Annotated in this window: 22 protein-coding genes and 1 pseudogene; 11 read left to right on the forward strand and 12 right to left on the reverse strand. The window is 67.2% G+C overall.

Features of this window, described 5'->3' with window-relative positions; all coding sequences use genetic code 11:
• Positions 1-29: 29 nt before the first annotated feature.
• From L3V85_RS24255 to pncB, 5 genes are read right to left on the reverse strand one after another with little or no spacing between them, the layout of a single operon-like run.
• Positions 30-1193, reverse strand: a complete 1164-nt coding sequence (locus tag L3V85_RS24255) for an MFS transporter (protein WP_237675232.1) — start codon at positions 1191-1193, stop codon at positions 30-32.
• Entirely contained in the window at positions 1190-2557 is a 1368-nt protein-coding gene (locus L3V85_RS24260; RefSeq protein WP_237675233.1) for a DNA recombination protein RmuC, read from the reverse strand. Before L3V85_RS24260 ends, L3V85_RS24255 begins: the two co-directional genes overlap by 4 nt.
• A gap of 24 nt (positions 2558-2581) precedes the next feature.
• Complete coding sequence (locus L3V85_RS24265) at positions 2582-3568, reverse strand: 2-hydroxyacid dehydrogenase (protein ID WP_237675234.1); 987 nt, start codon at positions 3566-3568, stop codon at positions 2582-2584.
• A 29-nt stretch (positions 3569-3597) separates the two neighbouring features.
• On the reverse strand, positions 3598-5010 hold the full coding sequence (locus L3V85_RS24270) for a sodium:proton antiporter (RefSeq protein WP_237675235.1): 1413 nt from the start codon (positions 5008-5010) through the stop codon (positions 3598-3600).
• 48 nt (positions 5011-5058) lie between these two features.
• Entirely contained in the window at positions 5059-6279 is a 1221-nt protein-coding gene (gene pncB, locus L3V85_RS24275; RefSeq protein ID WP_237675236.1) for a nicotinate phosphoribosyltransferase, read from the reverse strand.
• A 192-nt stretch (positions 6280-6471) separates the two neighbouring features.
• Here pncB and L3V85_RS24280 point away from each other — a divergent pair, with 192 nt between their 5' ends.
• Both L3V85_RS24280 and L3V85_RS24285 read left to right on the forward strand, forming a co-directional pair.
• On the forward strand, positions 6472-6705 hold the full coding sequence (locus L3V85_RS24280) for a CsbD family protein (protein ID WP_237675237.1): 234 nt from the start codon (positions 6472-6474) through the stop codon (positions 6703-6705).
• 51 nt (positions 6706-6756) lie between these two features.
• Positions 6757-7164 (forward strand): hypothetical protein, encoded by a 408-nt coding sequence (locus tag L3V85_RS24285; RefSeq protein WP_237675238.1) that lies wholly within the window; start codon positions 6757-6759, stop codon positions 7162-7164.
• Between the two features lie 67 nt (positions 7165-7231).
• Here the strand turns inward: L3V85_RS24285 and L3V85_RS24290 are convergent, their stop codons facing one another.
• Both L3V85_RS24290 and L3V85_RS24295 read right to left on the reverse strand, forming a co-directional pair.
• Entirely contained in the window at positions 7232-7675 is a 444-nt protein-coding gene (locus L3V85_RS24290; RefSeq protein WP_237675239.1) for an acyl-CoA thioesterase, read from the reverse strand.
• Positions 7672-8598, reverse strand: coding sequence for a histone deacetylase family protein (locus L3V85_RS24295; protein ID WP_237675240.1), 927 nt, complete (start codon positions 8596-8598; stop codon positions 7672-7674). The genes L3V85_RS24290 and L3V85_RS24295 overlap by 4 nt, the downstream gene beginning before the upstream one ends.
• Before the next feature lie 182 nt (positions 8599-8780).
• Between L3V85_RS24295 and L3V85_RS24300 the strand changes: the two genes are divergently transcribed.
• Together L3V85_RS24300 and L3V85_RS24305 are read left to right on the forward strand one after the other, a co-directional pair.
• Positions 8781-9332: a phasin family protein gene (locus L3V85_RS24300; RefSeq protein WP_198088673.1), complete on the forward strand. Its 552-nt coding sequence runs from the start codon at positions 8781-8783 to the stop codon at positions 9330-9332.
• Positions 9333-9462: 130 nt separating this feature from the next.
• Positions 9463-10221 (forward strand): 3-hydroxyacyl-CoA dehydrogenase, encoded by a 759-nt coding sequence (locus L3V85_RS24305; protein ID WP_237675241.1) that lies wholly within the window; start codon positions 9463-9465, stop codon positions 10219-10221.
• Here L3V85_RS24305 and L3V85_RS24310 read toward each other — a convergent pair.
• Positions 10169-11116: a YihY/virulence factor BrkB family protein gene (locus L3V85_RS24310; protein ID WP_237675242.1), complete on the reverse strand. Its 948-nt coding sequence runs from the start codon at positions 11114-11116 to the stop codon at positions 10169-10171. The two genes, L3V85_RS24305 and L3V85_RS24310, sit on opposite strands and share 53 nt — an antisense overlap.
• An 82-nt stretch (positions 11117-11198) precedes the next feature.
• Between L3V85_RS24310 and dnaG the strand changes: the two genes are divergently transcribed.
• Positions 11199-13226, forward strand: coding sequence for a DNA primase (dnaG, locus tag L3V85_RS24315; RefSeq protein ID WP_237675243.1), 2028 nt, complete (start codon positions 11199-11201; stop codon positions 13224-13226).
• Positions 13227-13407: 181 nt separating this feature from the next.
• On the opposite strand, the gene L3V85_RS24320 is transcribed toward dnaG, so the two are convergent.
• A complete protein-coding gene (locus L3V85_RS24320) occupies positions 13408-13680 on the reverse strand; it encodes a hypothetical protein (protein WP_237675244.1) in 273 nt (90 codons plus the stop codon).
• Between L3V85_RS24320 and rpoD the strand changes: the two genes are divergently transcribed.
• From rpoD to L3V85_RS24335, 3 genes are all read left to right on the forward strand, one after another.
• Positions 13673-15853 (forward strand): RNA polymerase sigma factor RpoD, encoded by a 2181-nt coding sequence (rpoD, locus tag L3V85_RS24325; protein ID WP_237675245.1) that lies wholly within the window; start codon positions 13673-13675, stop codon positions 15851-15853. The genes L3V85_RS24320 and rpoD overlap by 8 nt on opposite strands.
• Positions 15854-15958: 105 nt before the next feature.
• A complete protein-coding gene (locus L3V85_RS24330) occupies positions 15959-17194 on the forward strand; it encodes a multidrug effflux MFS transporter (RefSeq protein WP_237675246.1) in 1236 nt (411 codons plus the stop codon).
• Positions 17195-17213: 19 nt separating this feature from the next.
• Entirely contained in the window at positions 17214-18341 is a 1128-nt protein-coding gene (locus L3V85_RS24335) for an HPP family protein (RefSeq protein WP_237675247.1), read from the forward strand.
• 123 nt (positions 18342-18464) lie between these two features.
• On the opposite strand, the gene L3V85_RS24340 is transcribed toward L3V85_RS24335, so the two are convergent.
• The 3 genes from L3V85_RS24340 to L3V85_RS24350 are packed head-to-tail and all read right to left on the reverse strand — an operon-like array spanning position 18465 to position 21655.
• Entirely contained in the window at positions 18465-19454 is a 990-nt protein-coding gene (locus L3V85_RS24340) for a tripartite tricarboxylate transporter substrate binding protein (protein ID WP_414080153.1), read from the reverse strand.
• A 51-nt stretch (positions 19455-19505) separates the two neighbouring features.
• A complete protein-coding gene (locus L3V85_RS24345; protein WP_237675248.1) occupies positions 19506-20711 on the reverse strand; it encodes a CaiB/BaiF CoA transferase family protein in 1206 nt (401 codons plus the stop codon).
• A complete protein-coding gene (locus L3V85_RS24350) occupies positions 20708-21655 on the reverse strand; it encodes a hydroxymethylglutaryl-CoA lyase (protein WP_237675249.1) in 948 nt (315 codons plus the stop codon). The genes L3V85_RS24345 and L3V85_RS24350 overlap by 4 nt, the downstream gene beginning before the upstream one ends.
• Positions 21656-21756: 101 nt before the next feature.
• Between L3V85_RS24350 and L3V85_RS24355 the strand changes: the two genes are divergently transcribed.
• The 3 genes and pseudogenes from L3V85_RS24355 to L3V85_RS24365 all read left to right on the forward strand — a co-directional run bounded on the left by L3V85_RS24355 (position 21757) and on the right by L3V85_RS24365 (position 24431).
• Positions 21757-22659, forward strand: a complete 903-nt coding sequence (locus L3V85_RS24355; protein ID WP_237675250.1) for a LysR family transcriptional regulator — start codon at positions 21757-21759, stop codon at positions 22657-22659.
• Between the two features lie 144 nt (positions 22660-22803).
• Positions 22804-23697: pseudogene (locus L3V85_RS24360) on the forward strand (MBL fold metallo-hydrolase); the annotation flags it as partial.
• Positions 23691-24431 (forward strand): DsbA family protein, encoded by a 741-nt coding sequence (locus L3V85_RS24365; RefSeq protein ID WP_237675252.1) that lies wholly within the window; start codon positions 23691-23693, stop codon positions 24429-24431. The pseudogene L3V85_RS24360 and the gene L3V85_RS24365, both read left to right, overlap by 7 nt.
• Positions 24432-24437: the final 6 nt, after the last annotated feature.

Below are 24437 nucleotides of genomic sequence, written 5' to 3' on the forward strand. Positions count from 1 at the left end.
TAAAGCACGGATTTCCCGCCCGACTCGTGTCAGACCTTCAAGCCCCATGTAGCACGCGCCCCCAGCGCCAGCACCCCGCCGACCACCCAGAACACGCCCGCGATGCCGATCAGCGCGCCGAGCGAGCCGAACAGCATCGGCATCGCCACGCTCGACGCATTGATGGTCATGAGGCGCAGCCCCAGCGCCTCGCCGTGCCGCGTGTGCGGTGTGATCTGGTGCAGCATGCTCATCACCATCGGCTGCACGGCGCCCAGCGCGAAGCCCAGGATCACCGAACACACGCCCATGGCCCAGGCCGCCTCGAGCAGCGGATACACCGCGAACACCAGCGCCGTGACGATGGTGGAACTCAGGATCACGCTGCGCTCCGAGGCACGCGATGCGATCACCGGCAGCACCACGCGAATGACGGCCGCCGCCACCGCGAAGGCGCCCAGGATCGAGCCGATCACCGAAGCGCTGATGCCCCTGTCGTGCCCCAGCACCGGCAGCACGAAGGCGTGCACGTCCCAGCTCGACGACTGCAGCCAGTTCACGAAAAGCAGGCGCCGGAACATCGGCTCGCGCAGCAGGTCCCAGGCGCGCGTGGGCGTGGCACCCGCCAGCGGCGGCGCAAGCGGCGGCTCGTCCGCGCCGCGCGCGAGCAGCCAGCACACGAGCGGCAGCGCCGCCATCACCGCGAAGCAGACGCGGAAAGCCAGCATGTCCGCCGGCGCGCGACCCGCGTGGTCGATCAGCATGCCGGCCAGGAAAGGCCCGACGAAGTTGGCCGCGGCCGGTGCGATGGCGAGCCAGCTGAAGACGCGCTTGAGCTGTGTCGGGTCGTGCGCGGACCGGCCCACGTGCCGCTGCAATGCGATGACGGTCGCGCCCGTGGCGCCGCCGGTCAGCAAGGCCGACAGGCACATCACCGGGAACACCGGAAACACCACCACCAGCCCCGCGCCGACCACCGCCGCGATCACCGACAGCCACAGCGGCCGCTTGAAGCCATGCCGATCGGCAAAGCGCCCCGCCGGCAACGCCAGGAACACCTGGGTCAGCGCGAACAGCGAGATCAGCACGCCGACTGCCGCGGCGCTGTAGCCCTGCTGCAGCGCCAGCAGCGGTGTGGCCAGACGCATGCCGGCCATGGTGGCATGCAGGCAGACCTGGGCGCCGATGACGCGCAGAAGCTCGGAGCCTTTCACGGGGTGTCGTCGCCCTCGCTGTCGGCTGTCGGCGGAAGCAGCGCCTGCGATTGCGCCTCGGGCAGCGCCTCGACCTTGCGCAATGCCAGGCGCATCTGCTTGGCGCGCGTGTCGGCCTTGTCGAGCGTGTCGGACGCCTTGGCCACCTGCTCCTTGATGCGCCCGACCCAGTCGCCGTAGCGCTCGAATTCGGTCTTGACCGCGCCCAACACCTTCCACACCTCGGAGGCCTGCTGCTCCAGCGCGAGCGTGCGAAAGCCCATGTGCAGGCTGTTGAGCATGGCCAGCAAGGTGGTCGGACCGGCCAGCGTCACGCGGTGCTGGCGCTGGATGGCGTCCATCAGGCCGGGGCGACGCAGAACCTCGGCGTAGAGGCTTTCGACCGGCAGGAAGAGGATGGCGAAATCGGTGGTGTGCGGCGCCGCGAGGTAGTTGTCGGCAATCGACTTGGCCTCGGTGCGAATGCGCGCCTCCAGCGCCTTGGCGGCCAGTTCCGCGCCGGCCGCATCGGCGCGCTCGTGCGCATCGATCAGGCGCTCGTAGTCGTCACGCGGGAACTTGGCGTCGATCGGCAGCCACACCGGCGCGCCCTCTTCTCCGCGCCCCGGAAAGCGGATGGCGAAGTCGACGCGCTGGCCGCTGCGCGGCTTGGTCTCGATCTGCTTGGCGTACTGGTCCGGCGTGAGCACCTGCTCGAGCAAGGCTTCGAGCTGCACCTCGCCGAACACGCCGCGCGTCTTCACGTTGGTCAGCACGCGCTGCAGGCTGCCGACGCCGACGGCCAGCGTCTGCATTTCGCCGAGCCCCTTGTGCACCTGCTCGAGCCGGTCGGCCACCTGCTTGAAGCTTTCGCCCAGGCGGGTTTCGAGCGTGCTCTGCAGCTTCTCGTCGACGGTCTTGCGCATCTCGTCGAGCTTGGCGGCATTGGTCTGCTGCAGCTGCACGAGCTGGGATTCCATGGTCGCGCGCACCTCCGACAGGCGCCGTGCATTCGATTCGCTCAGGCCCTGCAGCTGCGTGCTGAGCGTGTCGGCCAACGTCTTCTGCAGCGACGCGAGCTGCAGGGAAAAGGCATCGAGCTGCGCGTTCTGCGTGCGCGTGGCCTCGGCGCCCTGCTGCACCAGCGAGCGCTGGAAGGTGGCGAAGGCCTGCGTGGTTTCCTGCCGCGCGCCGCGGGAGCTGTCGGCGATTTCTCGGCGTAGTTCGCGCTCGGTGCGTTCGTTGGCCGAGCCGATGGTGGCAAGCGCCCGCATCAGTTCGCTGTTGTCGGCCGGTGGCTGCCGGCGGGCCAGCAGCCAGATCACCAGCACGAGCTGGATGACCGCGAGTACGGCCAGTCCAATCAGAATAAGGGCAGTGTCCAAGGTCGGGTTGTCGCCTCTTGCTTCTTACTTCGAGGCAGCGGGAACGGGCGTCACCGGCGTCAGCGGTCCCTTGCCGCCGAAGTAGGCGATGAGGTTGTCGGCCGCCAGGTCGGCCATCGCGCGGCGCGTGGGCACGGTGGCGCTGGCGATATGCGGCGTGAGCACCACGTTCGGCACGGTCAGCAGGTCGGGGTGGACCTTGGGCTCGCCCTCGAACACGTCGAGGCCGGCGGCGGCGATGCGCTTCTCGCGCAGCGCCACGGCCAGCGCCGCGTCGTCGACGATGCCGCCGCGCGCGATGTTGACGAGCGTTGCCGTGGGCTTCATCAGTGCGATCTCGGCCGCGCCGATGGTGTGGTGCGAAGCGGCCGAATAAGGCACCACCAGCACCACATGGTCGGCCGTCTTGAGCAGCTCTTCCTTGCCCACGTAGCTGGCCTTGCATTCGGCTTCGAGCGAGGCGTCGAGCTTCGAGCGGTTGTGATAGATCACCTTCATGCCGAAGCCGTGCGCGCCGCGCTTGGCAATGCCCTGCCCGATGCGGCCCATGCCAATGATGCCGAGCGTGGAGCCATGGATGTCGGAGCCCGCGAACATGTCGAAGCTCCACTTCTGCCACTTGCCCGCGCGCAGGAAGTGTTCGCTTTCGGTGATGCGGCGCGCCGTGGCCATGAGCAGCGCGAAGCCGAAGTCGGCCGTGGTCTCGGTCAGCACGTCGGGCGCGTTGGTGCCGAGCACGCCGTGCGCGGCCATCGCGTCGACGTCGAAGTTGTTGTAGCCCACCGCCATGTTGGCGCAGATCTTCAGGTCGGGGCAGGCGTCGAGCACGGCGGCGTCGATGCGCTCGCTGCCGGTGGTGAAGGCGCCCGCTTTGCCCTGCAGCTTCGCGATGAGCTGATCCTTGCTCCAGCTTTCGTCGGACTGGTTCGACTCGACCTCGAAATGCTGCGACAGGCGCTCGATGGTCTCGGGAAAGATCGCGCGCGCGACCAGGATCTTGGGCTTGCTCATGATGTTGTCTCTTGTCGAAGGGGGGAAGATCAGCGGAAGAAGATGAAGGTGCAAATGACGAACAGCGGCACCAGGATGGTCACCGACCACGCCATGTAGCCGAAGAAGCTCGGCATGCGCACGCCGCGGCTCTCGGCGATGGCCTTGACCATGAGGTTGGGCGCGTTGCCGATGTAGGTGTTGGCGCCCATGAACACGGCCCCCGCCGAGATGGCGGCCAGCGTGCTGGCGTAGGTGGTCATCAGCGCGGCCGGGTCGCCGCCCGCAGTGTTGAAGAACACCAGGTAGGTCGGCGCGTTGTCGAGGAACGAGCTCAGCACGCCGGTGGCCCAGAAATACATCGCCGGATCGGGCTGTCCGTCGGCGCGCGTCACGGCCGAGACGATGGCGCCGAACGGCCCCTGCGTGCCGGCCTTGAGCATGGCGATCACCGGGATGATGGTCAGGAAGATGCCCGCGAACAGCTTGGCCACTTCGGCCATCGGGCCCCATTCGAACTGGTTGTCGGCATGCACCTTGGGTGCCGTGAGCCTGTAAGAGACCACAGCGATCAGCAGCAGCCCCGCGTCGCGCAGCAGGCCCGGCAGGCCGACCTCGGTGCCGAACACGTCGAACACCACGGGCGACTTCCAGAAGCCGCTCATCAGCACCAGCGCGACGATGCCGCCCAGCAGCCAGAAGTTGGAGGCGCCGTCGAAGCCGATGCCCGGCGTGTCGGGCGTCGGGTCGACCGGCAGCACGCCTTCCTTGCGGTAGTAATGGCGGTCGATCAGGTAGAACAGCGCCAGCAGAACGCCCAGGATGAAGATCGTTTCGGGCAGGATGTTCTGCACGGTCCAGAAAAAGCCGACACCTTTCAGGAAGCCGAGGAACAGCGGCGGATCGCCCAGCGGCGTGAGCGAGCCACCTGCGTTCGACACGATGAAGATGAAGAACACGATCACATGCACTCTGTGCGCGCGGTTGTCGTTGGCGCGAATCAGCGGCCGTATCAGCAGCATCGACGCGCCCGTGGTGCCCATGAAGCTCGCAAGCACCGCGCCGATGGCGAGGATCGCCGTGTTCAGGCCAGGCGCCCCGCGCAGGTTGCCGCGAATGTGAATGCCGCCCGCCACGGTGAACAGCGCCGTGAGCAGGATGATGAAGGGGATGTACTCGGCCACCAGCGCATGCACCAGTTGCTCGCCGGCCAGCGCCGCGCCGTAGGTGGCGGCGAAGGGCAGCAGGAAGGCCAGCGCCCAGGCTGCCGAGATCTTGCCGTAGTGGTGGTGCCAGAACGCCGGCGCGAGCAGCGGGAACAACGCGATCGACAGCAGGATGCCCGCGAAGGGCACGCCCCACAGCGGCGACAGTTTTCCGCCGTCGAAGTCGGCGGCCGTGGCCAGGGCGGGAAGCAGGAGCAGCAATACCGCGGCTGCAGTCAGTCGGATCGTTTTTTGCATGGGGCCGTACCGTACCAGACCGTGCGGTGCGCAGCGCGGGTACAGCCGTCAGACGGGGGGTTGTTCGATCTCGAAGACCTGCCGCAGGTAGGCCAGGTATTTCTCGTCCTCGCACATGTTCTTGGACGGCGTGTCCGACAGCTTGGCCACCGGCTGATCGTTGCAGTGGATCATCTTGATGACGATCTGCAACGGCTCGTAGCCCAGGTCGTTGGTGAGGTTGGTGCCGATGCCGAAGGCAAGCTGGCAGCGGCCGCGGAACTGCTGGTAGAGCTCGATGGTGCGCGGCACCGTCAGGCCGTCGCTGAAGATCAGCGTCTTGGTGCGCGGGTCGACCCGGTTGGCGACGTAGTGCGCCAGCATGCGCTCGCCCCACTGGAACGGGTCGCCGCTGTCATGGCGGGCCCCATCGAAGAGCTTGCAGAAGTACAGGTCGAAGTCGCGCAGGAAGGCGCTCATGCCGTACACGTCGGACAGCGCGATGCCCAGGTCGCCGCGGTACTCGCGCGCCCAGCTCTCGAAGCCGAAGATCTGGCTGTCGCGCAGGCGCGGGCCGAGCGCCTGGCAGGCCTGCAGGTATTCGTGCGCCATGGTGCCCAGCGGAATCAGGCCGAGCTTCATGGCGTACAGCACGTTGCTGGTGCCCGCCAGCTGCGGCAGCCGCACGCCCGTGGGCGGCTGCACCGCCGGCGGGGTGACGGCGCCCAGCCGCGCGGTCAGCGTGCGCAGCACCTCTTCATGCCAGTCCTTGGAGAAGCGGCGGCGCGTGCCGTAGTCGGCGATCTTGAGGTCGCTCAGGCCCTCGTCCTGCAGCTGCGAGACCTTGGTCTCTAGCCGGCGCCGGCCCTCTTCGAAATCGGGCTTCTTCTGGGTGTTGCGGAAGTAGACCTCGTTGACGATGGCCAGCACCGGGATCTCGAACAGGATGGTGTGCAGCCACGGCCCCTTGATGCGGATCTCGAGTTCGCCCGAGGGCTGGGGAATGATGTTGATGTACTTCTCGTTGAGCCTGAACAGCCCGAGAAAGTCGACGAAGTCGCTCTTGATGAAGCGCATGGAGCGCAGGTAGGCGAGCTCGGCGTCGCGGAACTGCAGCGAACACAGGCTGCGCACCTCGTCACGGATCTGGCCCGCGAACTGGGCCAGGTTGACGCCGGGGTTGCGGCACTTGAAGCGGTACTCGACCCGGGCCCCGGGGAAGTGGTGCAGCACGACCTGCATCATCGTGAACTTGTAGAGGTCGGTGTCGAGCAGGCTGTGAATGATCATGGTGCTGTACGCGATGCTGTGCGGATGCGGTGTCTCAAACTTTCGGCGTCCGTTCGATTATCACGGGGCGCGTCGGCCTCTGCCTACGAGGCCCGAACAGCACGTCCTACCGATGGGGTGAATCCACCCGGCGACATTGTTTTCACGGCGGCAAGAACAGCCCGCCGAATCAACAGCTCAAAGGAGATTCGCATGAACAAGGACACCATCGAAGGCAACTGGAAACAGCTCAAGGGCAAGGTCAAGGAGCAATGGGGAAAGTTGACCGACGACGACTTCGACGTCATTGCGGGCAAGCGCGACCAGTTGCTCGGTCGCATCCAGGAACGCCACGGCATCAGCCGCGATGAAGCCGAAAAGCAGGTCAAGGACTGGGAAGTGCGCGATGGCCGCACGCCCGACGCCCTGTGGTTCGAGCGCTACTGAGCCGCCCACCTCCTTCAACCCATTTCAACAACTCCCTCAAGGAAAATTCCAATGAAAAAACACCTCCTCATGCTCGCTCTCGCGTCCACCTGCTTCGTCGCCACGCAAGCCAGCGCGATGACCAAGGACGAATACAAGGTCGCCAAGGAAAAGATCGAGGCCGACTACAAGGTCGCCAAGGCCCAGTGCGACACGATGAAGGACAACGCCAAGGACGTCTGCCAGAAGGACGCCAAGGGCAAGGAAAACGTGGCCAAGGCCGAGCTGGAACAGCAATACCAGCCGAGCGACAGCCACGCCCGCAAGGTGGCTGAAGAAAAGGTGAAGGCCACCTACGACGTCGCCAAGGAAAAGTGCGACGACCAGAAGGGTGACGCCAAGACCGCCTGCGTGAACCAGGCCAAGGCCGACGAAGCCCAGGGCAAGGCCGACATCAAGGCCATGAAGAAGACCATGTAAGGCTTAAGGCCCTACAAGAAAGAACGGCGCCCTCGGGCGCCGTTTTTCGTTGGGCAGCGGTCTTCGCTCAGGCCTTGAGGGAATCGACCACTCGCTGCAGCGCCTCGGGCAGCGGCACCGGGCGCTGGGTGGCACGGTCGACGTAGACGTGGATGAAATGGCCCTGCGCCGCAGCACTGTCCGAGCCCTCGGCGAACAGCGCGATCTCGTAGCGCACGCTGGAGCGGCCAGCCTGCGCGACGCGGATGCCCGCCTCCACCGTCTGCGGGAAAGCGATGGGCGCGAAGTAGTTGCACTGGGTCTCGACCACGAAGCCGATGGTCTGGCCGTCGTGGATGTCGAGCGCGCCGCGCTCGATGAGCAGTGCGTTCACCGCCGTGTCGAACCAGCTGTAGTAGACGACGTTATTGACGTGACCGTACATGTCGTTGTCGGCCCAGCGCGTAGGGATGCTGCGAAAAGCGCGATAGCCGTTGCGCGCGTGCGGAGTGGGTTTGGTGGTGGCGCTCATCGCGCGGCATTTTGCCAGCGGCGCCAGTATTCGAGCGCCACCTTGAAGGTGCCGACCTGCACCTGCACCGTCTCGGCGATGTCGCTGGCGTAGCCGCCGGCCATCGCGAACGCCATCGGCAGGCGGCGCTGCCAGGCCCAGTCGAACACCCGCCGGTCTCGCGCCTCCAGCCCGTCGAAGCTGAGCTTGAGGCGCCCGAGGCGGTCGCGCTCGAAGGGGTCGGCGCCGGCGAGGTAGATCACGAGGGCGGGAGCGAAGCGCCGGTCGAGTTCTTCAAGCGCATGCTCCAGCGCGGCGAGATAGTCGGCGTCGCCGCAGCCATCGGGCAACTCGACGTCGAGGTCGCTCGCCTCCTTGCGGAAGGGAAAGTTCTTCTGGCCATGCAGCGACAGCGTGAACACGCTCGGGTCGTCCTGGAAGATGCTCGCGGTGCCGTTGCCCTGGTGCACGTCGAGATCGATCACGGCCACCGGCAGCCGCCTCCCGTCGCGGGCGTGTTCCGCCTGCATGAGCCGGGCCGCCACGGCAGCGTCGTTGAAGACGCAGAAGCCGCTGCCCTTGCCGGCGTAGGCGTGGTGCGTGCCACCCGCCATGTTGGCCGACACGCCCTCCGCAAAGGCCACGCGGCAGGCGGCGATGGTGGCCCCGGCGGATCGGCGCGAGCGCTCGACCATCGCCTCGCTCCAGGGAAAGCCGATCTCGCGCATCGCCTGTGGGCTGACGCTGCCTTCGCTGACGGCGGCGATCCATTCGGGCGTGTGGGCGAGCGCCAGCTCGTCGTCGCCGGCACGCGGGGCCACGTCCATCCGCACGGCCGGAAGCTGCTCCAGCAGGCGGTCGCGCAGCATCGCGTAGCGCGACATGGGAAAGCGATGGCCCTCGGGCAGGGGCAGGACGAACTGGCCGGAATAGAAGGCGCGCATGGCCGCATTCTGGAGCGGCAGGCCGAATTTAGAAGACGGGTTCTAAATTGCTGCAGGGCAGCAAAAACCCCTTGCCCGCAAAAATCAGCTGCCTATACTTGAGGCCATGCTGCACCGCAACATAGACGGCGAGACAGCGCAACGTGAATCGACCACTCAATCATCCCTTCTGGAGATCTCAAATGGCCCTGACCGCTGACCAAATCCTCGCCGCCCAAAAAGCCAACCTCGAAACCCTGTTCGGCCTGACCACCAAGGCTTTCGAAGGCGTCGAAAAGCTGGTCGAACTGAACGTGACCGCTTCCAAGGCTGCCCTGGCCGAAGCCCAGAGCACCGCCCAAGCGGCCCTCAGCGTGAAGGACGCGCAAGAACTGCTGACGCTGCAAGCCAGCCTGTTCCAGCCCCTGGCCGAAAAGACCGCCGCCTACAGCCGTCACCTGTATGACATCGCCCAAGGCACCGGCGCTGAATTCGGCAAGGCTTTCGAAGCCAAGGCCACCGAAGCCCAGCAAGCCTTCGTCGGCCTCGTCGACAGCGCTTCCAAGAATGCCCCGGCCGGTTCGGAAACCGCCGTCGCCGTTCTGAAGAGCGCCGTGGCCGCCGCCAACAACGCTTTCGAATCGGTCCAGAAGGCCGTCAAGCAAGCGTCGGACGTCGCCGAAGCCAACTTCAACGCCGTGTCGACCCAAGCCGTCGCCGCCGCCAAGACCGCGACCGCTTCGCGCAAGCGCTAAGCCGTCGACCACCACCAGTTGTCTCCTTGGGTCCTCACGGATCCAATTCAGGGCCTCATCTTCGGATGAGGCCTTTTTTTGGCCCGGCGGGCGTCTTCGATAATGAAAGGCTCATCCCAGGAGACTTTTTATGCAGATCGACGGCAAGGTTTTTATCGTGACCGGTGGCGCTTCGGGCCTCGGCGAGGGCACGGCGCGCATGCTGGCCGCCAACGGCGGCAAGGTGGTCATCGCCGACATGCAGGCTGACAAGGGCGAAGCCGTTGCCAAGGAAATCGGCGGCGTGTTCGTCAAGTGCGACGTGAGCCAGGAAGCCGACGGCCAGGCCGTGGTGGCCGCCGCGCTCAAGCTCGGCAAGCTGGTCGGGCTGGTCAACTGCGCCGGCATCGCGCCGGCCGAGAAGACCGTGGGCAAGAACGGCCCGCACGCGCTGGCCGTGTTCAGCAAGACCGTCACGGTCAACCTGATCGGCAGCTTCAACATGATCCGCCTGGCGGCCGACGCCATGGGCAAGAACGAGCCCGAAGCCACCGGCGAGCGCGGCGTGCTGATTTCCACCGCCTCCGTCGCGGCCTACGACGGCCAGATCGGCCAGGCCGCTTACAGCGCCTCCAAGGGCGGCGTGGTCGGCATGACGCTGCCGATCGCCCGCGACCTGGCACGCAGCGGCATCCGCAACATGACCATCGCCCCCGGCATCTTCGGCACGCCCATGCTCTTCGGCATGCCCCAGGAAGTGCAGGACGCGCTGGCCGCCAGCGTGCCCTTCCCCTCCCGCCTGGGCACGCCCGAGGACTACGCCAAGCTGGCCAAGCACATCATCGAGAACGACATGCTCAACGGCGAGGTGATTCGTCTGGACGGAGCGATTCGATTGGCTCCCCGCTGACGGCGGGCTCCGGCGGCCTCAGGCTGCCGGTACGGTCCAGGCGCTCGTACTGCGCGATCACCTGTGCCCCCAGCAGCACCAGCGTGGCGGCAATTTCAAGGCTCAGCAGCACCACGATCGCCGTGGTGAGCGAGCCGTAGACCACGTTCACCTGCGACAGCGTGGAGAAATACCAGATCAGCACGCGCCGCGTGGCCTCCCACAGCAGCGCGGCGGTCACGCCGCCCAGCAACGCGTGCCGCAGCGACATGCGCCCGGCCGGCATCACGAGGTAGAGCGAGGTCAGCATGAAGATCTCGCCACCCAGCCCCAGCAGGTACAGCAGCAACCCCGAAATGCCCGACAGCGACCAGCTGCGCCCCAGCAGGTCGACGCTTTCCTGCCCCACCAGTTGCAGCGCGCCCGACACCAGCGTGACCAGCAGCAGCCCCACGCACAGGCACAGGATGTAGATGTACGGCATGGCCACCGACACCAGGAAATGGCGCTTGTGGTCGGCCTTGCGATGGTGGAAGAACACCGCCATCGCGCTTTCGAGCACGCTGAAGGCCAGCGAGCTGAAGAAGATCATCGTCACCAGCAAAACCGGCCCGAGAACGTCGCGATGATCCAGGAAGCCCGACAGCTCGGCCACGATGGCCTTCGACTGCCCCGGCAGCAGCCATTCGAGATACCGCCCGATGGTGCGCAGCAGCTCGGCCTGCTCGATGACGTGCGACAGCGCGATCACGCTCACAATCAGCAGCGGCACGATGGACAGCAGCGCGTAGTACGCCACCGCGCCCGCGAGCAGCAGGCCCTGGTTGGCGCGGAATTCCTTCAGCGCCTGCCATACGAATCGAAGGGGGTGGCGCAGCAGCGGCGCGGCGTGTTGCAAGGGGTTGGACGTCGTCATGCGTGGCTTCCGGTCGCGGCCAGTATGCCGTCCGGCCGCCGGCGTTCGGCGGCTTGCGTATGATTTGCCGCTCTTCGCCTACATGACCATCCCCGCTTCATTCATCCAGGAACTCATCGCGCGCGCCGATGTGGTCGAGATCGTCGGCCGCTACGTCCCGCTCAAGAAGGCAGGCGCCAATTTCATGGGCCTGTGTCCGTTCCACGGCGAGAAATCGCCCTCCTTCTCCGTCAGCCCGACGAAGCAGTTCTATCACTGCTTCGGCTGCGGGGTGCATGGCAACGCCATCGGCTTCCTGATGGAGCATGCTGGCATGGGCTTCGTCGAGGCGGTGCATGACCTGGCCGACCAGTACGGCCTGCAGGTGCCCGAAGACGACGCCTCCCCCGCCGAACGCGCCCGCGCTGCCAGCCAGCGCCAGAAGCAGGCCACGCTGACCGACGTGCTCGAAAAAGCCGGCGACGCCTACCGCAAGCACCTGCGCCAGGCGCCCGGTGCCATCGAATACCTGAAGGGCCGGGGCGTGTCGGGCGAAGTGGCCAAGCAGTTCGGCATCGGCTATGCGCCGGCCGGCTGGCGCGCGCTGGCCAGCGTGTTCCCCGACTACGACGACCCGCTGCTCACCGAGAGCGGGCTGGTGATCGTCAACAACGAGGAAGGCAAGCTCAGCGACGAGGAAGCCAAGCGCTACGACCGCTTCCGCGACCGCGTGATGTTCCCGATCCGCAACGTGAAGGGCGAATGCATCGGCTTCGGCGGACGGGTGCTCGGCGACGAAAAGCCCAAGTACCTGAACTCGCCCGAGACGCCCGTGTTCAGCAAGGGCCGCGAGCTCTACGGCCTGTACGAAGCCCGCGCCGCCTTTCGCGACCGGGGCTATGCGCTCGTCACCGAGGGCTACATGGACGTGGTGGCGCTGGCCCAGCTCGGCTTTCCGAACGCGGTGGCCACACTGGGCACGGCCTGCACCAGCGAGCATGTCCAAAAGCTCTTTCGCTTCACCGAATCGGTGGTGTTCAGCTTCGACGGCGACGCCGCCGGCCGACGCGCGGCGCGAAAGGCGCTCGACGGCGCGCTGCCCTACGCCACCGACGTGCGCAGCATCAAGTTTCTGTTCCTGCCGGCCGAGCACGACCCTGACAGCTTCATCCGCGAGCACGGCGCCGAGGCCTTCGCCCGCTTCGTGACCGAGGCCACGCCACTGTCGCGCTTCATGCTCGAGGCGGCACGCGAAGGCTGCGACCTGACCACCGCCGAAGGCCGCGCCCACATGACCAGCAACGTGCGCCCGCTCTGGAGCGCCATGCCCGACGGCGCGCTCAAGCGGCAGCTGTTGAGCGAGATCGCCACGCTGGTGCAACTCGACGCACCGGCGCTCTCGGAGCTGTGGGCCTCCACGCCCGGCCCTCGCAAGGCGGGCGGCGGCGCCTTGGCCGCGCAGCGCCACAACGAACCGCCCATGTACACCGGCGGCGACGGGGACGACTACTACCCCGACATGCCCCCGCCGCAGGACTACGAGCCGCCTCGCTATGAAAGCGATAGCAAGCCCAAATTCCAGCCGCAGCGCAAGTTCACCAAGGGCAAGCGCTGGGGCGGCAAGTTCGAGGAGCCCATCGAGCCGCTGCGCGGCCGCGGCGCACCGCCCAGCCGGCCCGACGTGGCGGTGCGGCTGCTGCTGTCGAACATGGCGCAGTGGGAGGCGCTTTCACACGAGCTGCACTTGATGCTCTGCGAGCTGCCCGGCTCGCACGGCGCCCTCTTCACCTGGCTCGACAGCCAGTTGCACGAGCACGGCGTCCAGCCCTGGGCGGCGCTGCGCGAAGGCCTGCGCGGGCTCGACTTCGAGCCGCTGGCCGAGCGGCTCATGGCGGTCTCCGAAGGCGGCCCGGTGCCCGAAGGCGAAGAAGAGCAGCATCTGGCCGACGCCGCCAAGGAGCTGACCAGCGTGCTCGACTTCATGCTCGACGACCGCTTGAAGGCCCAGCAGAGCGAGGCCATCGCGGCCGTAGGTAAAGACCCTAAGGCCCTGGAACGCTACAAGGCGCTGGAGGCGCGGCGCCTCGAATTACGCAATCGCCTGCGCCCGGCGGATGCCGAAGGTGCTTGAAATTTGCGCAACGCGCTATAATGTAGGGCTTTGCAACTGGCGAAATTAGGCAAGAGCGACAGCAGCACCTCCGGGCCGACCCCTAGCGCAACGCACTCCAACGGTAAATTCCGGCGGAAAGGGTCAATAACCGCAAGGACTGCACACCAAATGTTCGCCCGACATCTTGCCTGCTGAGGAATCACTTCCTCTTTCCCAATTGTTTTTGTCCGTGCCTGTGCACGGGCATGGTGGCGCTGTCCGCGTGACGGCGCGCCTGTGATTCCGCTTGTCTTTTCTTGCCGTAACGAGGTCGTATGCCCAGTTCAAAGAAGCCTGCTCCTTCACTTGCCAAAAGCGTCGCCACCAAGCCCGCAGCAGAAAAACCGTTGAAAGCCGGCCAGTCGCCGGCAACTAAGACGGGTGCCGCCGCATCCAAATCGGCAGCCGCAACGAAAGTGAAAACCGTGCCCACGAAATCGACCTCTCTCGACGATCCCAAAAAAGCCGCAGCCCCCGCCGCCAAGAAAGTCGGGCGCCCGCCCAAGGCCGCCGGCGCCGCCACCACCGGCGCCAAGCGCGGCCGCAAGCCCAAGGCTGACAAGGACGCGCCCGAGAGCGACATCGACCTGTCGGACATCGAGGACGACCTGGCCGGCGACGAACCCGCGGCAACCACGACCACCGAAGAGAAGGTCAAACCGCTGCGCATGAAGATCAGCAAGGCGAAGGAACGCGCCTTGATGAAGGAGTTCGGCCTCGACGAGACCGTGCTCTCCGAAGAAGACCTGGCCAAGCGCCGCTCGCGCCTGAAGACCCTGATCACGCTGGGCAAGACCCGCGGCTACCTCACGCACGGCGAAATCTCCGACCACTTGCCCGACAAGCTGGTCGACGCCGAGACCATGGAAGTCGTGGTCACCATGCTCAACGACATGGGCGTGGCGGTGTACGAGCAGACGCCCGACGCCGAAACCCTGCTGCTGAACAACACCGCGCCCACCGCCACCACGGTGGAAGAAGCCGAGGAAGAAGCCGAAGCGGCCCTGTCCACGGTGGACAGCGAATTCGGCCGCACCACCGACCCCGTGCGCATGTACATGCGCGAAATGGGCACGGTCGAGCTGCTGACCCGCGAAGGCGAAATCGAAATCGCCAAGCGCATCGAAGGCGGCCTGATGGCCATGATGGAAGCCATCTCGGCCTCCCCCGCCACCATCGCTGCGATCCTCGAGATGGCCGCCACCATCCGCGAAGGCAAGGTCGTCATCTCGACCATCGTCGACGGCTTCTCGAACCCCAACGAGGCCGACGACTACGTGGCCGAGGAAGACTTCGACGAATTCGACGAAGAAGACGACGACGACGGCAAGGGCGGCTCCAAGGCCCTGACCAAGAAGCTCGAAGAACTCAAGCGCGACGCGCTCGAGCGCTTCGACCGCATCGCCAGCCTGTTCGAGAAGGTCCACAAGATCTACGACAAGGAAGGCTACGGCACGCCGGCGTACGTCAAGGCGCAGGAGGCCATGTCGGAAGAGCTGATGACCATCCGCTTCACCGCCAAGACCATCGAGAAGCTGTGCGACCTGGTGCGCACGCAGGTCGACGACGTGCGCAAGAAGGAGCGCGAACTGCGCCGCATCATCGTGGACAAGTGCGGCTTCCCGCAGGAAGAGTTCATCCGCGACTTCAGCGGTTTCGACAAAAACGGCAACGTCGTCGCGTCCAACCTGCTGAACCTGAAGTGGGTCGAGAAGCAGGCCGCCGCCGGCAAGCCCTGGAGCGCCGTGCTCGCCCGCAACATTCCGCCGGTGCAGGAACTGCAGCAGCGCCTGACCGACATCCAGTCGCGCGTGGTGGTGCCGCTCACGCAGCTCAAGGACATCAACAAGCGCATGAACGAAGGCGAATCGTCTTCGCGCGACGCCAAGAAGGAAATGATCGAGGCCAACCTGCGCCTCGTGATCTCCATCGCCAAGAAGTACACCAACCGCGGCCTGCAGTTCCTGGACCTGATCCAGGAAGGCAACATCGGCCTGATGAAGGCGGTCGACAAGTTCGAATACCGTCGCGGCTACAAATTCTCGACCTACGCGACGTGGTGGATCCGCCAGGCCATCACCCGCTCGATCGCCGACCAGGCGCGCACCATCCGCATCCCGGTGCACATGATCGAGACGATCAACAAGATGAACCGCATTTCGCGCCAGCATTTGCAGGAGTTCGGCTTCGAGCCCGACGCCGGCATCCTGGCCGCGAAGATGGAGATTCCCGAAGACAAGATCCGCAAGATCATGAAGATCGCGAAGGAGCCGATCTCGATGGAAACCCCCATCGGCGACGACGACGATTCGCACCTGGGCGACTTCATCGAGGACAGCAGCAACACGGCACCCATCGAGGCCGCCATGCAGGCCGGCCTGCGCGACGTGGTCAAGGACATCCTCGACAGCCTCACGCCGCGCGAAGCCAAGGTGCTGCGCATGCGCTTCGGCATCGAGATGTCGACCGACCACACGCTGGAAGAAGTCGGCAAGCAGTTCGACGTGACCCGCGAGCGCATCCGCCAGATCGAAGCCAAGGCGCTGCGCAAGCTGAAGCACCCGAGCCGTTCGGACAAGCTGCGCAGCTTCATCGACACCCTGTAATCCGGGTTCGCTGAAGCCAAAGCGCCCGCCCTGCCCCTTACCCGGGCGGCGGGCGTTCTCTTTTTCACAGTCCACGCACAACAAGTACAACGGAGCTGCCTTCCCATGAATCCCGACGCAGACAAACTCTGGCAGGCGCCGCGCTGGGCGCTTGCCGTGCTGCTCGCCGTGCTGGGCATGCTCGGTCCCTTCTCGATCGACACCTACATCCCCGCGTTCTCCGGCATCGCGCAGTCGATCGGCGCCACGCCGGCCGAGATGCAGCAGACGCTCTCTGCCTACCTGTTCGGCTTCGCGTTCATGAACCTGTTCCACGGCGCGCTGTCGGACAGCTTCGGGCGCCGCCCCGTGGTGCTGTGGGGGCTGGCGGTGTTCACGCTGGCCTCGCTGGGCTGCGCGCTGTCGCAGAACATCACGCAGCTGGTGCTGTTCCGCGGGCTGCAGGGCCTGTCGACCGGCGCGGGCATCGTGGTGTCGCGCGCGGTGATCCGCGACATGTTCCCGCCCGCCGAGGCGCAGCGGGTCATGAGCCAGGTCACGATCTACTTCGGCGTGGCGCCGGCCATCGCGCCCATCGTGGGCGGCTTCCTGTTCGTGCACGCCGGCTGGCATGCGGTGTTCTGGTTCCTTGTGGCGGTGGGCGTGGTGCTGTTCACCGCCAACTACAAGCTGCTGCCCGAGACGCTGCACAAGGACCATCGCCAGCCCTTCCAGGTGCGCCACCTGATGCGCGGCTACTGGGACCTGTGCTCCGACCCGCGCTTCCTGCTGCTGGCCTTTGCCAGCGGCGTGCCCTTCAACGGCATGTTCCTCTACGTGCTGGCCGCGCCCGCCTTCCTGGGCGACCACCTGGCGCTGCAGCCGCAGCAGTTCTTCTGGTTCTTCCTGCTGACCATCGGCGGCATCATGCTCGGCGCGCGCGCCAGCGGACGCATGGCCGGCAAGGTCGCGCCCAAGCGGCAGATCCGCGACGGCTTTCTCATCATGCTGATCACCTCGGTGGTCAACGTGGTGGCCAACACCTTCTTCCAGGCGCACGTGGCGTGGGCGCTGTGGCCGCTGGCGGTGTTCGCCTTCGGCTGGGCGCTGATGGTGCCGGTGGTCACGCTGCTGGTGCTCGACCTTCATCCGGAGCGCCGCGGCATGGCCTCGTCGCTGCAGGCCGTGATCGGCTCCACCGCCAACGGCATCGTGGCCGGCGCGGTGGCGCCGCTGGTGATGCATTCCACGCTCGCACTGGCGCTGACCTCCATGGCCATGCTCGCCATCGGCCTCGTCGCCTGGGTGTGGCTGCACGGCCGCTGGCCGGAGATCGGGCGCATGGTCGCCCACGAAGGCTGACCAGGCAGAGCGCGCTCCGATGCGGTTCGACGCCCTGCTGACCCACGCGCGCGCCTGGCTGCCGGCGCGCACCACCGTCGATGCGCGCGAGCGCCTGCGCGCCGTCTGCGGTGCCGGCCTCGGCCTGCTGGTCGCGGCGCTGCTGTCGCACTGGCTCGCGACGCCGCTGCATGCGAGCGTGTGGCTGATCGCGCCGCTGGGCGCCAGCGCGGTGCTGGTGTTCGCCGTGCCCGCGAGCCCGCTGGCACAGCCCTGGTCGGTGATCGGCGGCAACACGCTGTCGGCGGTGGTGGGCATCGCCTGCGCCAACTGGATTCCCGAGCCGACCATCGCGGCCGCCGTCGCGGTGGCCCTGGCCATCGCACTGATGTTCAGCGCGCGCTGCCTGCACCCGCCGGGCGGCGCCGCGGCGCTGCTCGCGGTGCTGACGCACACCACGCATTTCTCTTCCGCGCTGTTCCCTTTCTTCACCAACTCGCTGCTGCTGGTGCTGGCCGGCGTGCTCTACAACACGCTCACCGGGCGGCGCTATCCGCATGTGCAGGTCGCGCGCCCGCCGGCGGCCGATGCGCGCTTCAGCCAGGCCGACATCGACGCCGTGCTGGCCCGCTACAACCAGGTGCTGGACATCAGCCGCGACGACCTCGAGTCGCTGATTCAGCAGACAGAGCTGGAGTCGTACAAGCGCCGGCTGGGCACGCTGCATTGCGCCGACATCATGTCGCGCGAGCCCATCTCGGTGGAGTTCGGCACGCCGCTGCAGGAAGCCTGGGCGCTGATGCACGAGCGCCGCATCAAGGCCCTGCCCATCACGGACCGCACGCGCCGGGTGGTCGGCATCGTCACGCAGGCCGACTTCTTCCGCCAGCTCGACCTGCAGCACCACGAAGGCATTGCGGGCAAGCTGCGCGACCTGATCCGCGCCACGCGCACCGTCATGTCGAACAAGCCCGAGGTGGTCGGCCAGATCATGACGCGCCAGGTGCGCGTGGCCAGCGCCGACCGGCCGGTGGTCGACCTGGTGCCGCTGTTTTCCGAGGGCGGGCATCACCACATTCCGATCATCGATGGCGAGAAGCGCCTGGCGGGGATGATCACGCAGTCGGATTTCGTGCGGGCGCTGTATCGCGCCGTCGGGCCGGCGTAAGCCCTGATGCATTTCTCCCTCCCCTCCCGGGGGAGGGTCGGGGTGGGGGCAAGCGGCGCTCATTGCGGGCGCTCTGCCTGCCCCCATCCCAGCCTTCCCCCGGAAGGGGAAGGAGCAAATCCTTCACTCCAGGACGACGTTCGCCTTCTTCACCAGCGCCGCATAGCGCGCGGCCTCGCTGCGGAAATACGCCGCGGCCTGTTCGGGCGTCGTGGGCTTGATGACGTTGCCCTGCTTGTCCATCGCCTCTTTCACCTCGGCGCTGGTGAAGGCCGCGGCCACCGCGTCGTGCACGCGCTGCACTTCGGCGGCCTGCATCTTCGCCGGCCCGATCACCGCGAACCAGCCTTCGACCGCGTAGTTGGGCAGGCCCTGCTCCGCGATGGTCGGAATGTCCGGCGCGGCCGGCGAGCGGGTCGCGCCGCACAGGCCGATGGCGCGCAGCGCGCCGCTCTTGATGTGCTGCTGCACCGCCGGCAGCGCAATGACGCCCATCTCGACCTGGCCGCCGATCATGTCGGTCATCATCGGCCCGGTGCCCTTGTACGGAATATGCCGCGCCTTCACGCCGGCCTCGTCCATGAACATCTCGTCGGCCAGGTGCAGGATGGTGCCGTTGCCCGAAGACGCGTAGTTGTAGCCGCCCGGCTTGGCGCGCAGCAGCGCGATCAGCTCCTGCACGTTCTTCGCGGGCAGCTTGGGGTTGGCCACCAGCACCAGCGGCGTGGCGCCCACCACGCTGATCGGCGTGATGTCGTTGAGCGCGTCGAAGGGCATCTTCTTGAACACCGCCGGGTTGATGACGTGGTTGTTCGACACCATGCCCAGCGTGAGCCCGTCGGGCGCGGCCTTGACGATGGCCGCCGCGCCGGTGATGCCGCCGGCGCCCGGCAGGTTCTCGATCACCACCGGCTGCCCGAAGGCCTTGCCGAGCGCCGGCGCCGCCGCGCGCACGATGGTGTCGACGCCCGAGCCCGCGCTGATCGGCAGGATGAAGCGGATCGGCTTGTCCGAGCCCTGCGCGAACGCCGGGCACGCGGCCACCGCAGCGGCGCAGGCGCCCAGGCCCAGCAGCGCGCGTCGATTCATCAGGGGAAATGTTTTGTCGGTCATGGCTTTGCTTGTCTCTCTTTATGGTTTTGGAAATTCGCGCCGGCGCCTGGCTCAGGCCACCGCCGAGCCGGCAAGCAGGGCATCGACCTGCTCGCTCGCGTAGCCCAGTTCGGCCAGCAGTTCGCGGGTGTGCTCGCCCAGCGTCGGCGGGTTCATGCGCACGCCCAGGCGCTCGCCGCCCAGCGTGATCGGGAACAGCGTGGTCTGCGCCGTTTCCCCGGCGCGTTCGCCGTCGGGCAGGCGGATGTCCGCGAGGCCGCCGGTGGCCTTGAGGTGCGGGTCGGCGTACAGGTCTTCGGGCCGGGTGATCGGCGCGAAAGGCAGGCCGTTGGCCTCGAAGATGGCCGAAAGCTCCTGCGCCGAACGCCCGGCCAGCCGCTCGCGCAGGTCGGCCAGCAGAGTGGGCCGCGCGCGCACGCGCTGGTTGTTGGTCTGCAAGGCGGCGTCGGACTTCAGGTCGTCGAAGCCCAGCGCGTCGCAAAAAGTCTTCCACTGCGCGTCGCTCACCGCGGCCAGGAAGATCTGCTCGCCGTCTTTTACGGTGAACACGTCGTACAGCGCCCAGGCCGAAATGCGGTCCGGCATCGGCGCCGCCGCCTCGCCGGTGATGGCGTACTGCATCATGTGCTGGCCGACCAGGAACACGTTGTTCTCGAACAGCGCGGACTGCACCTCCTGCCCCTTGCCGGTCTCGGCGCGCTGCATCAGCGCGGCGATGGCGCCGATGGCGCCGAACATGCCGCCCATGATGTCGTTCACGCTGGTGCCCGCGCGCAGCGGATCGCCGGGGCGGCCCGTCATGTAGGCCAGCCCGCCCATCATCTGCACCACCTCGTCGAGCGCGGTGCGGTGCTCGTAGGGGCCGGGCAGGAAGCCCGTGTGGTTCACGTACACCAGGCGCGGGTTGAGCTTGCCGAGCGCGGCATAGCCCAGGCCGTACTTGTCCATGGTGCCGGGCTTGAAGTTCTGCGCCACCACGTCGGCCGTGGCGCACAAGCGCAGCGCGGCCTCCAGCCCCTGGGGGTTGCGCAGGTCGAGCGCGATGCTTTTCTTGTTGCGGTTGAACATGGGAAAGAAGCCCGCGCCCGCGCCCAGCAGGTGCCGCGTGCGGTCGCCTTCGATGGGCTCGACCTTGATGACTTCCGCGCCCAGGTCCGCGAGCACCATGCCGCAGGTCGGCCCCATGACCATGTGGGTGAACTCGACCACGCGGATGCCGGCGAGCGGCAGGCGCTTGTTTTCGCCAGCGCTACTCATGCCGCGACTCCCTCGGCCGCCGCGAAGGTCTTGGGAAAGCCGGCGCGCCACACCGTGCCCTGCAGCGTCTCGCCCTCGAGCCAGCCCGCCACGCGGCGGCGCAGGTCGAGCAGCTTCGGCAGGTCGACGCCGGTCTCGACGCCCATGCTCTGGAGCATGAACACCAGGTCTTCCGTGTCGACGTTGCCGCTGGCACCCGGCGCATGCGGGCAGCCGCCGATGCCGGCCAGGCAGGCGTCGAAACGCGTGATGCCTACTTCCAGCGCGGCATACGCATTCGCGAGCCCCATGCCGCGCGTGTCGTGGAAATGGCCGCACCACAGCCGGTCGCCCGCGATGCGCAGCGCGCGCTCGAACAGGCTGCGCACCATCGCCGGATCGGCATAGCCGACGGTGTCGGCCAGGCTCACGCGGTCGGCGCCGGCGTCGAGCAGCGCCTGCATCAGCCGCAGCACCTCGTCGGGATCGACATGGCCCTGCAGCGTGCAGCCGAAGGCCGTGCCCACGCCGCCGTCGATCAGCGTCTTCGAGCCCGCCGCGTCGCGCGCCGCGCGGATGCGGCCGACTTCAGCGACCACTTCGTCCGGCGTCTTGCGCAGGTTGGCGAGGCTGTGCGCATGGCTGGCCGACAGCGGCACGATCATCAGGTCGGCCTCGCCCGCGATGGCGCGTTCGGCGCCCTTGAGGTTGGGCACCAGCACCGAGGCGAACATCCCCGGCAGCGTCTTCGCATAGGCCAGCAGTTCGGCGGTGTCGGCCAGTTGCGGCAGCAGGTGCGCGGGCACGAACGAACCGACCTCGATCTCGCGCTGGCCGGCCGCGTGCGCGTCGCGGATCCATTCGAGCTTGCGTTCTGTGGACAGCACGCGGGCGATGCTCTGCAGGCCGTCGCGCAGGCCCACTTCGCGGACGACCGCGCGTGGCGGCAGGAAGGCGTGAATCAAGACTTTGTCTCCGTCGTGAGGGGTACGGTGCGGATGTTAGAAGTTCCGATTCGATCCAGAAGGTATATTTTGGAAGCCATCTGATTCCAAAACGGAACACCATGAGAGACCTTGACCTGACCACCCTCCGCCTCTTCGTCTCCGTCTGCGAAACGCACAGCATCGCGCGCGCCGGCGAGCAGGCCAGCATCGTCGGCTCGGCCATCAGCAAGCGGCTGGCGCAACTCGAAGAGGCGGTGGGCACGCCGCTGCTCTTGCGCAAGCGGCGCGGGGTGGTGCCGACGCCGGCCGGCGAAACCCTGCTGGAGCACGCCCGCGCGATGCTCGGCAGCGTGCACCGCATCGAGCGCGACATGGCTGCCTATGCCGGCGGCGCGCGCGGGCACGTGCGCATCCTGGCCTCGGCCTCGGTCATGGCCGAATCGCTGGCCGAGGACGTGGCCGGCTTCCTGCAGAACCCGGCGCACCGCAATATCCGCGTCGACATGGAAGAGCGCGTGAGCCCGGAGATCGTGCGCGGCATCCGCGAAGGCAGCGCCTCCATCGGCCTGTGCTGGGACGCGGCCGACCTCGAGGGCCTGCAGCGGCGCAGCTATCGCGCCGACCACCTGGCCATCGTGGCCCACCCTTCGCACCCCGTGGCGCAGCACGAACACGTGCGCTTCGAGCAGGTGCTCGACCATGAATTCGTCGGCATGCCCGCGCTCAGCGCGGTGCAGCTGATGCTGGCGCGCGAGGCGGCGGTGGCGGGCAAGCCGCTGGTGCACCGGGTGCTGGTGTCGAACTTCGACGCCGCGCTGCGCGTGGTGCGGGCCGGGCTGGCGATCAGCGTGGTCCCGGCGGAAGTGGCACGGCCCTTCACCGACGCCTACGGCCTGCGGCTGATGCCGCTGACCGATGCCTGGGCGCGGCGGCGGTTCGCGATCTGCTTCAGGGACGAAGCCGCGCTTTCGCCCTCGGCGCAACTGCTGGTGGCGCATCTGCAGCGCTGCGCCACCGACTGACCCGGGTGCCAGTCCAGCGATTCGACCGGAATCGGAAACGATTCATTGCGATCCGTCGGGTTTTTGTTTCGGTTCACGCAACCTAACATTCGTGGCATCAGCGCTGTCACACCCTTCACCGCACGCAGAAAGAAAGATCGCACCATGTTCCGCAGAGCCCTCATCTCTTCCGCCGTCCTTGCCGCCACGCTGGGCCTCGCGCCGCTGGCCGCCACGGCAGCGCAGCCGCTCAAGCTCGAGGTCTACAACCCCGGCGCGAAGTCGATGTTCCCCGTCTCGTCCGAAATCGTCACCGGCCAGACCGACGCCGTGCTGATCGACGCGCAGTTCCAGCGCAACGACGCCGAGGCGCTGGTGCAAAAGATCAAGGCCACGGGCAAGAAGCTCACCACGGTCTACATCAGCCACAGCGACCCCGACTACTACTTCGGCCTCGACGTGATCCAGGCCGCCTTCCCCGACGCGAAGATCGTCGCCACGCCGCAGACGGTGGCCGCCATCCAGGCCTCGAAGGACGGCAAGCTCGCGCACTGGGGCCCGATCCTCAAGGACAACGCGCCCAAGGCGCTGGTGGTGCCCGAGGCGCTGGCCGGCGACAGCCTCACGCTGGAAGGCCGCAAGATCCAGGTCGTCGGCCTCGACGGTCCCACGCCGGAACGCAGCTTCGCCTGGATTCCCTCGCTGAAGGCGGTGGTCGGCGGCATTCCCGTCTCGGCCAACATCCATGTGTGGGTGGCCGACACGCAGACGCCCGAGTCGCGCCGCGACTGGCTCAAGACGCTGGACCGCATCCAGGCCCTGCACCCCAGGACCGTGGTGCCCGGCCACTACCTGCCGAACGCAAACGGCTCCGCGCCGTACACCGTCGCCTCGGTGAAGTTCACGCGCGGCTACCTCGAGGCCTTCGAGACCGAAGCCGCCAAGGCCAAGGACTCGGCCGCGCTCATCGCCGCGATGAAGAAGCGCTACCCCAAACTGGAAGACGCCTCGTCGCTGGAACTCGGCGCCAAGGTCATCAAGGGAGAAATGAAATGGCCGCAATGAGCGCAGCAACCGGCACCGCCACCACCCTGCACTACATCTTCGATCCGCTGTGCGGCTGGTGCTATGCCGCGGCGCCGCTGGTCGACGCCGCGCGCGAAGTGCCGGGCCTGAAGGTCGAATTCCACGGCGGCGGCATGATGACCGGCGCCAACCGCCGCCCGATCACGCCGCAGTGGCGCGACTACGTGATGCCGCACGACCACCGCATCGCCGAGATGACGGGCCAGCCCTTCGGCCAGGACTACTTCGAGGGCCTGCTGCGCGACACCGGCGCGGTGATGGACTCGGAACCGCCGACCACCGCCGTGCTGGCCGCCGAATCGCTGCGCGCGGGCGGCGGGCTGGACATGGCCCATCGCCTGCAGCAGGCGCATTACGTGGAAGGCAGGCGCATCGCCGATGTGGACGTGCTGAAGGCCGTGGCGGCGGACCTCGGCTTCGACGCCGATGCCTTCGCGGCGGCGTTCGCGCGCCTCTCGGGCGCACCGACCGCGCAGCACATAGCGGAGAGCCGCCAATTCCTGCAGCGCGCGGGCGGCCAGGGCTTTCCGACCTTCGTGCTGGCGCAACCCGACGGCCGCGCGGGCCGCATCGACATCGGCCCCTGGCTCGGCCGTGCGGAAGACTGGAAGGCGCAACTCGCCGCGCTGGTCGCGGCCTCTCAGCCCGCCCCGACCGACGCAGGCGCCGTGCCGCCGGTATGCGGCCCCGACGGCTGCGCGATCTGAAGAAGC

The sequence above is a fragment of the Variovorax paradoxus genome, from assembly GCF_022009635.1.
Classification (GTDB): domain Bacteria; phylum Pseudomonadota; class Gammaproteobacteria; order Burkholderiales; family Burkholderiaceae_C; genus Variovorax.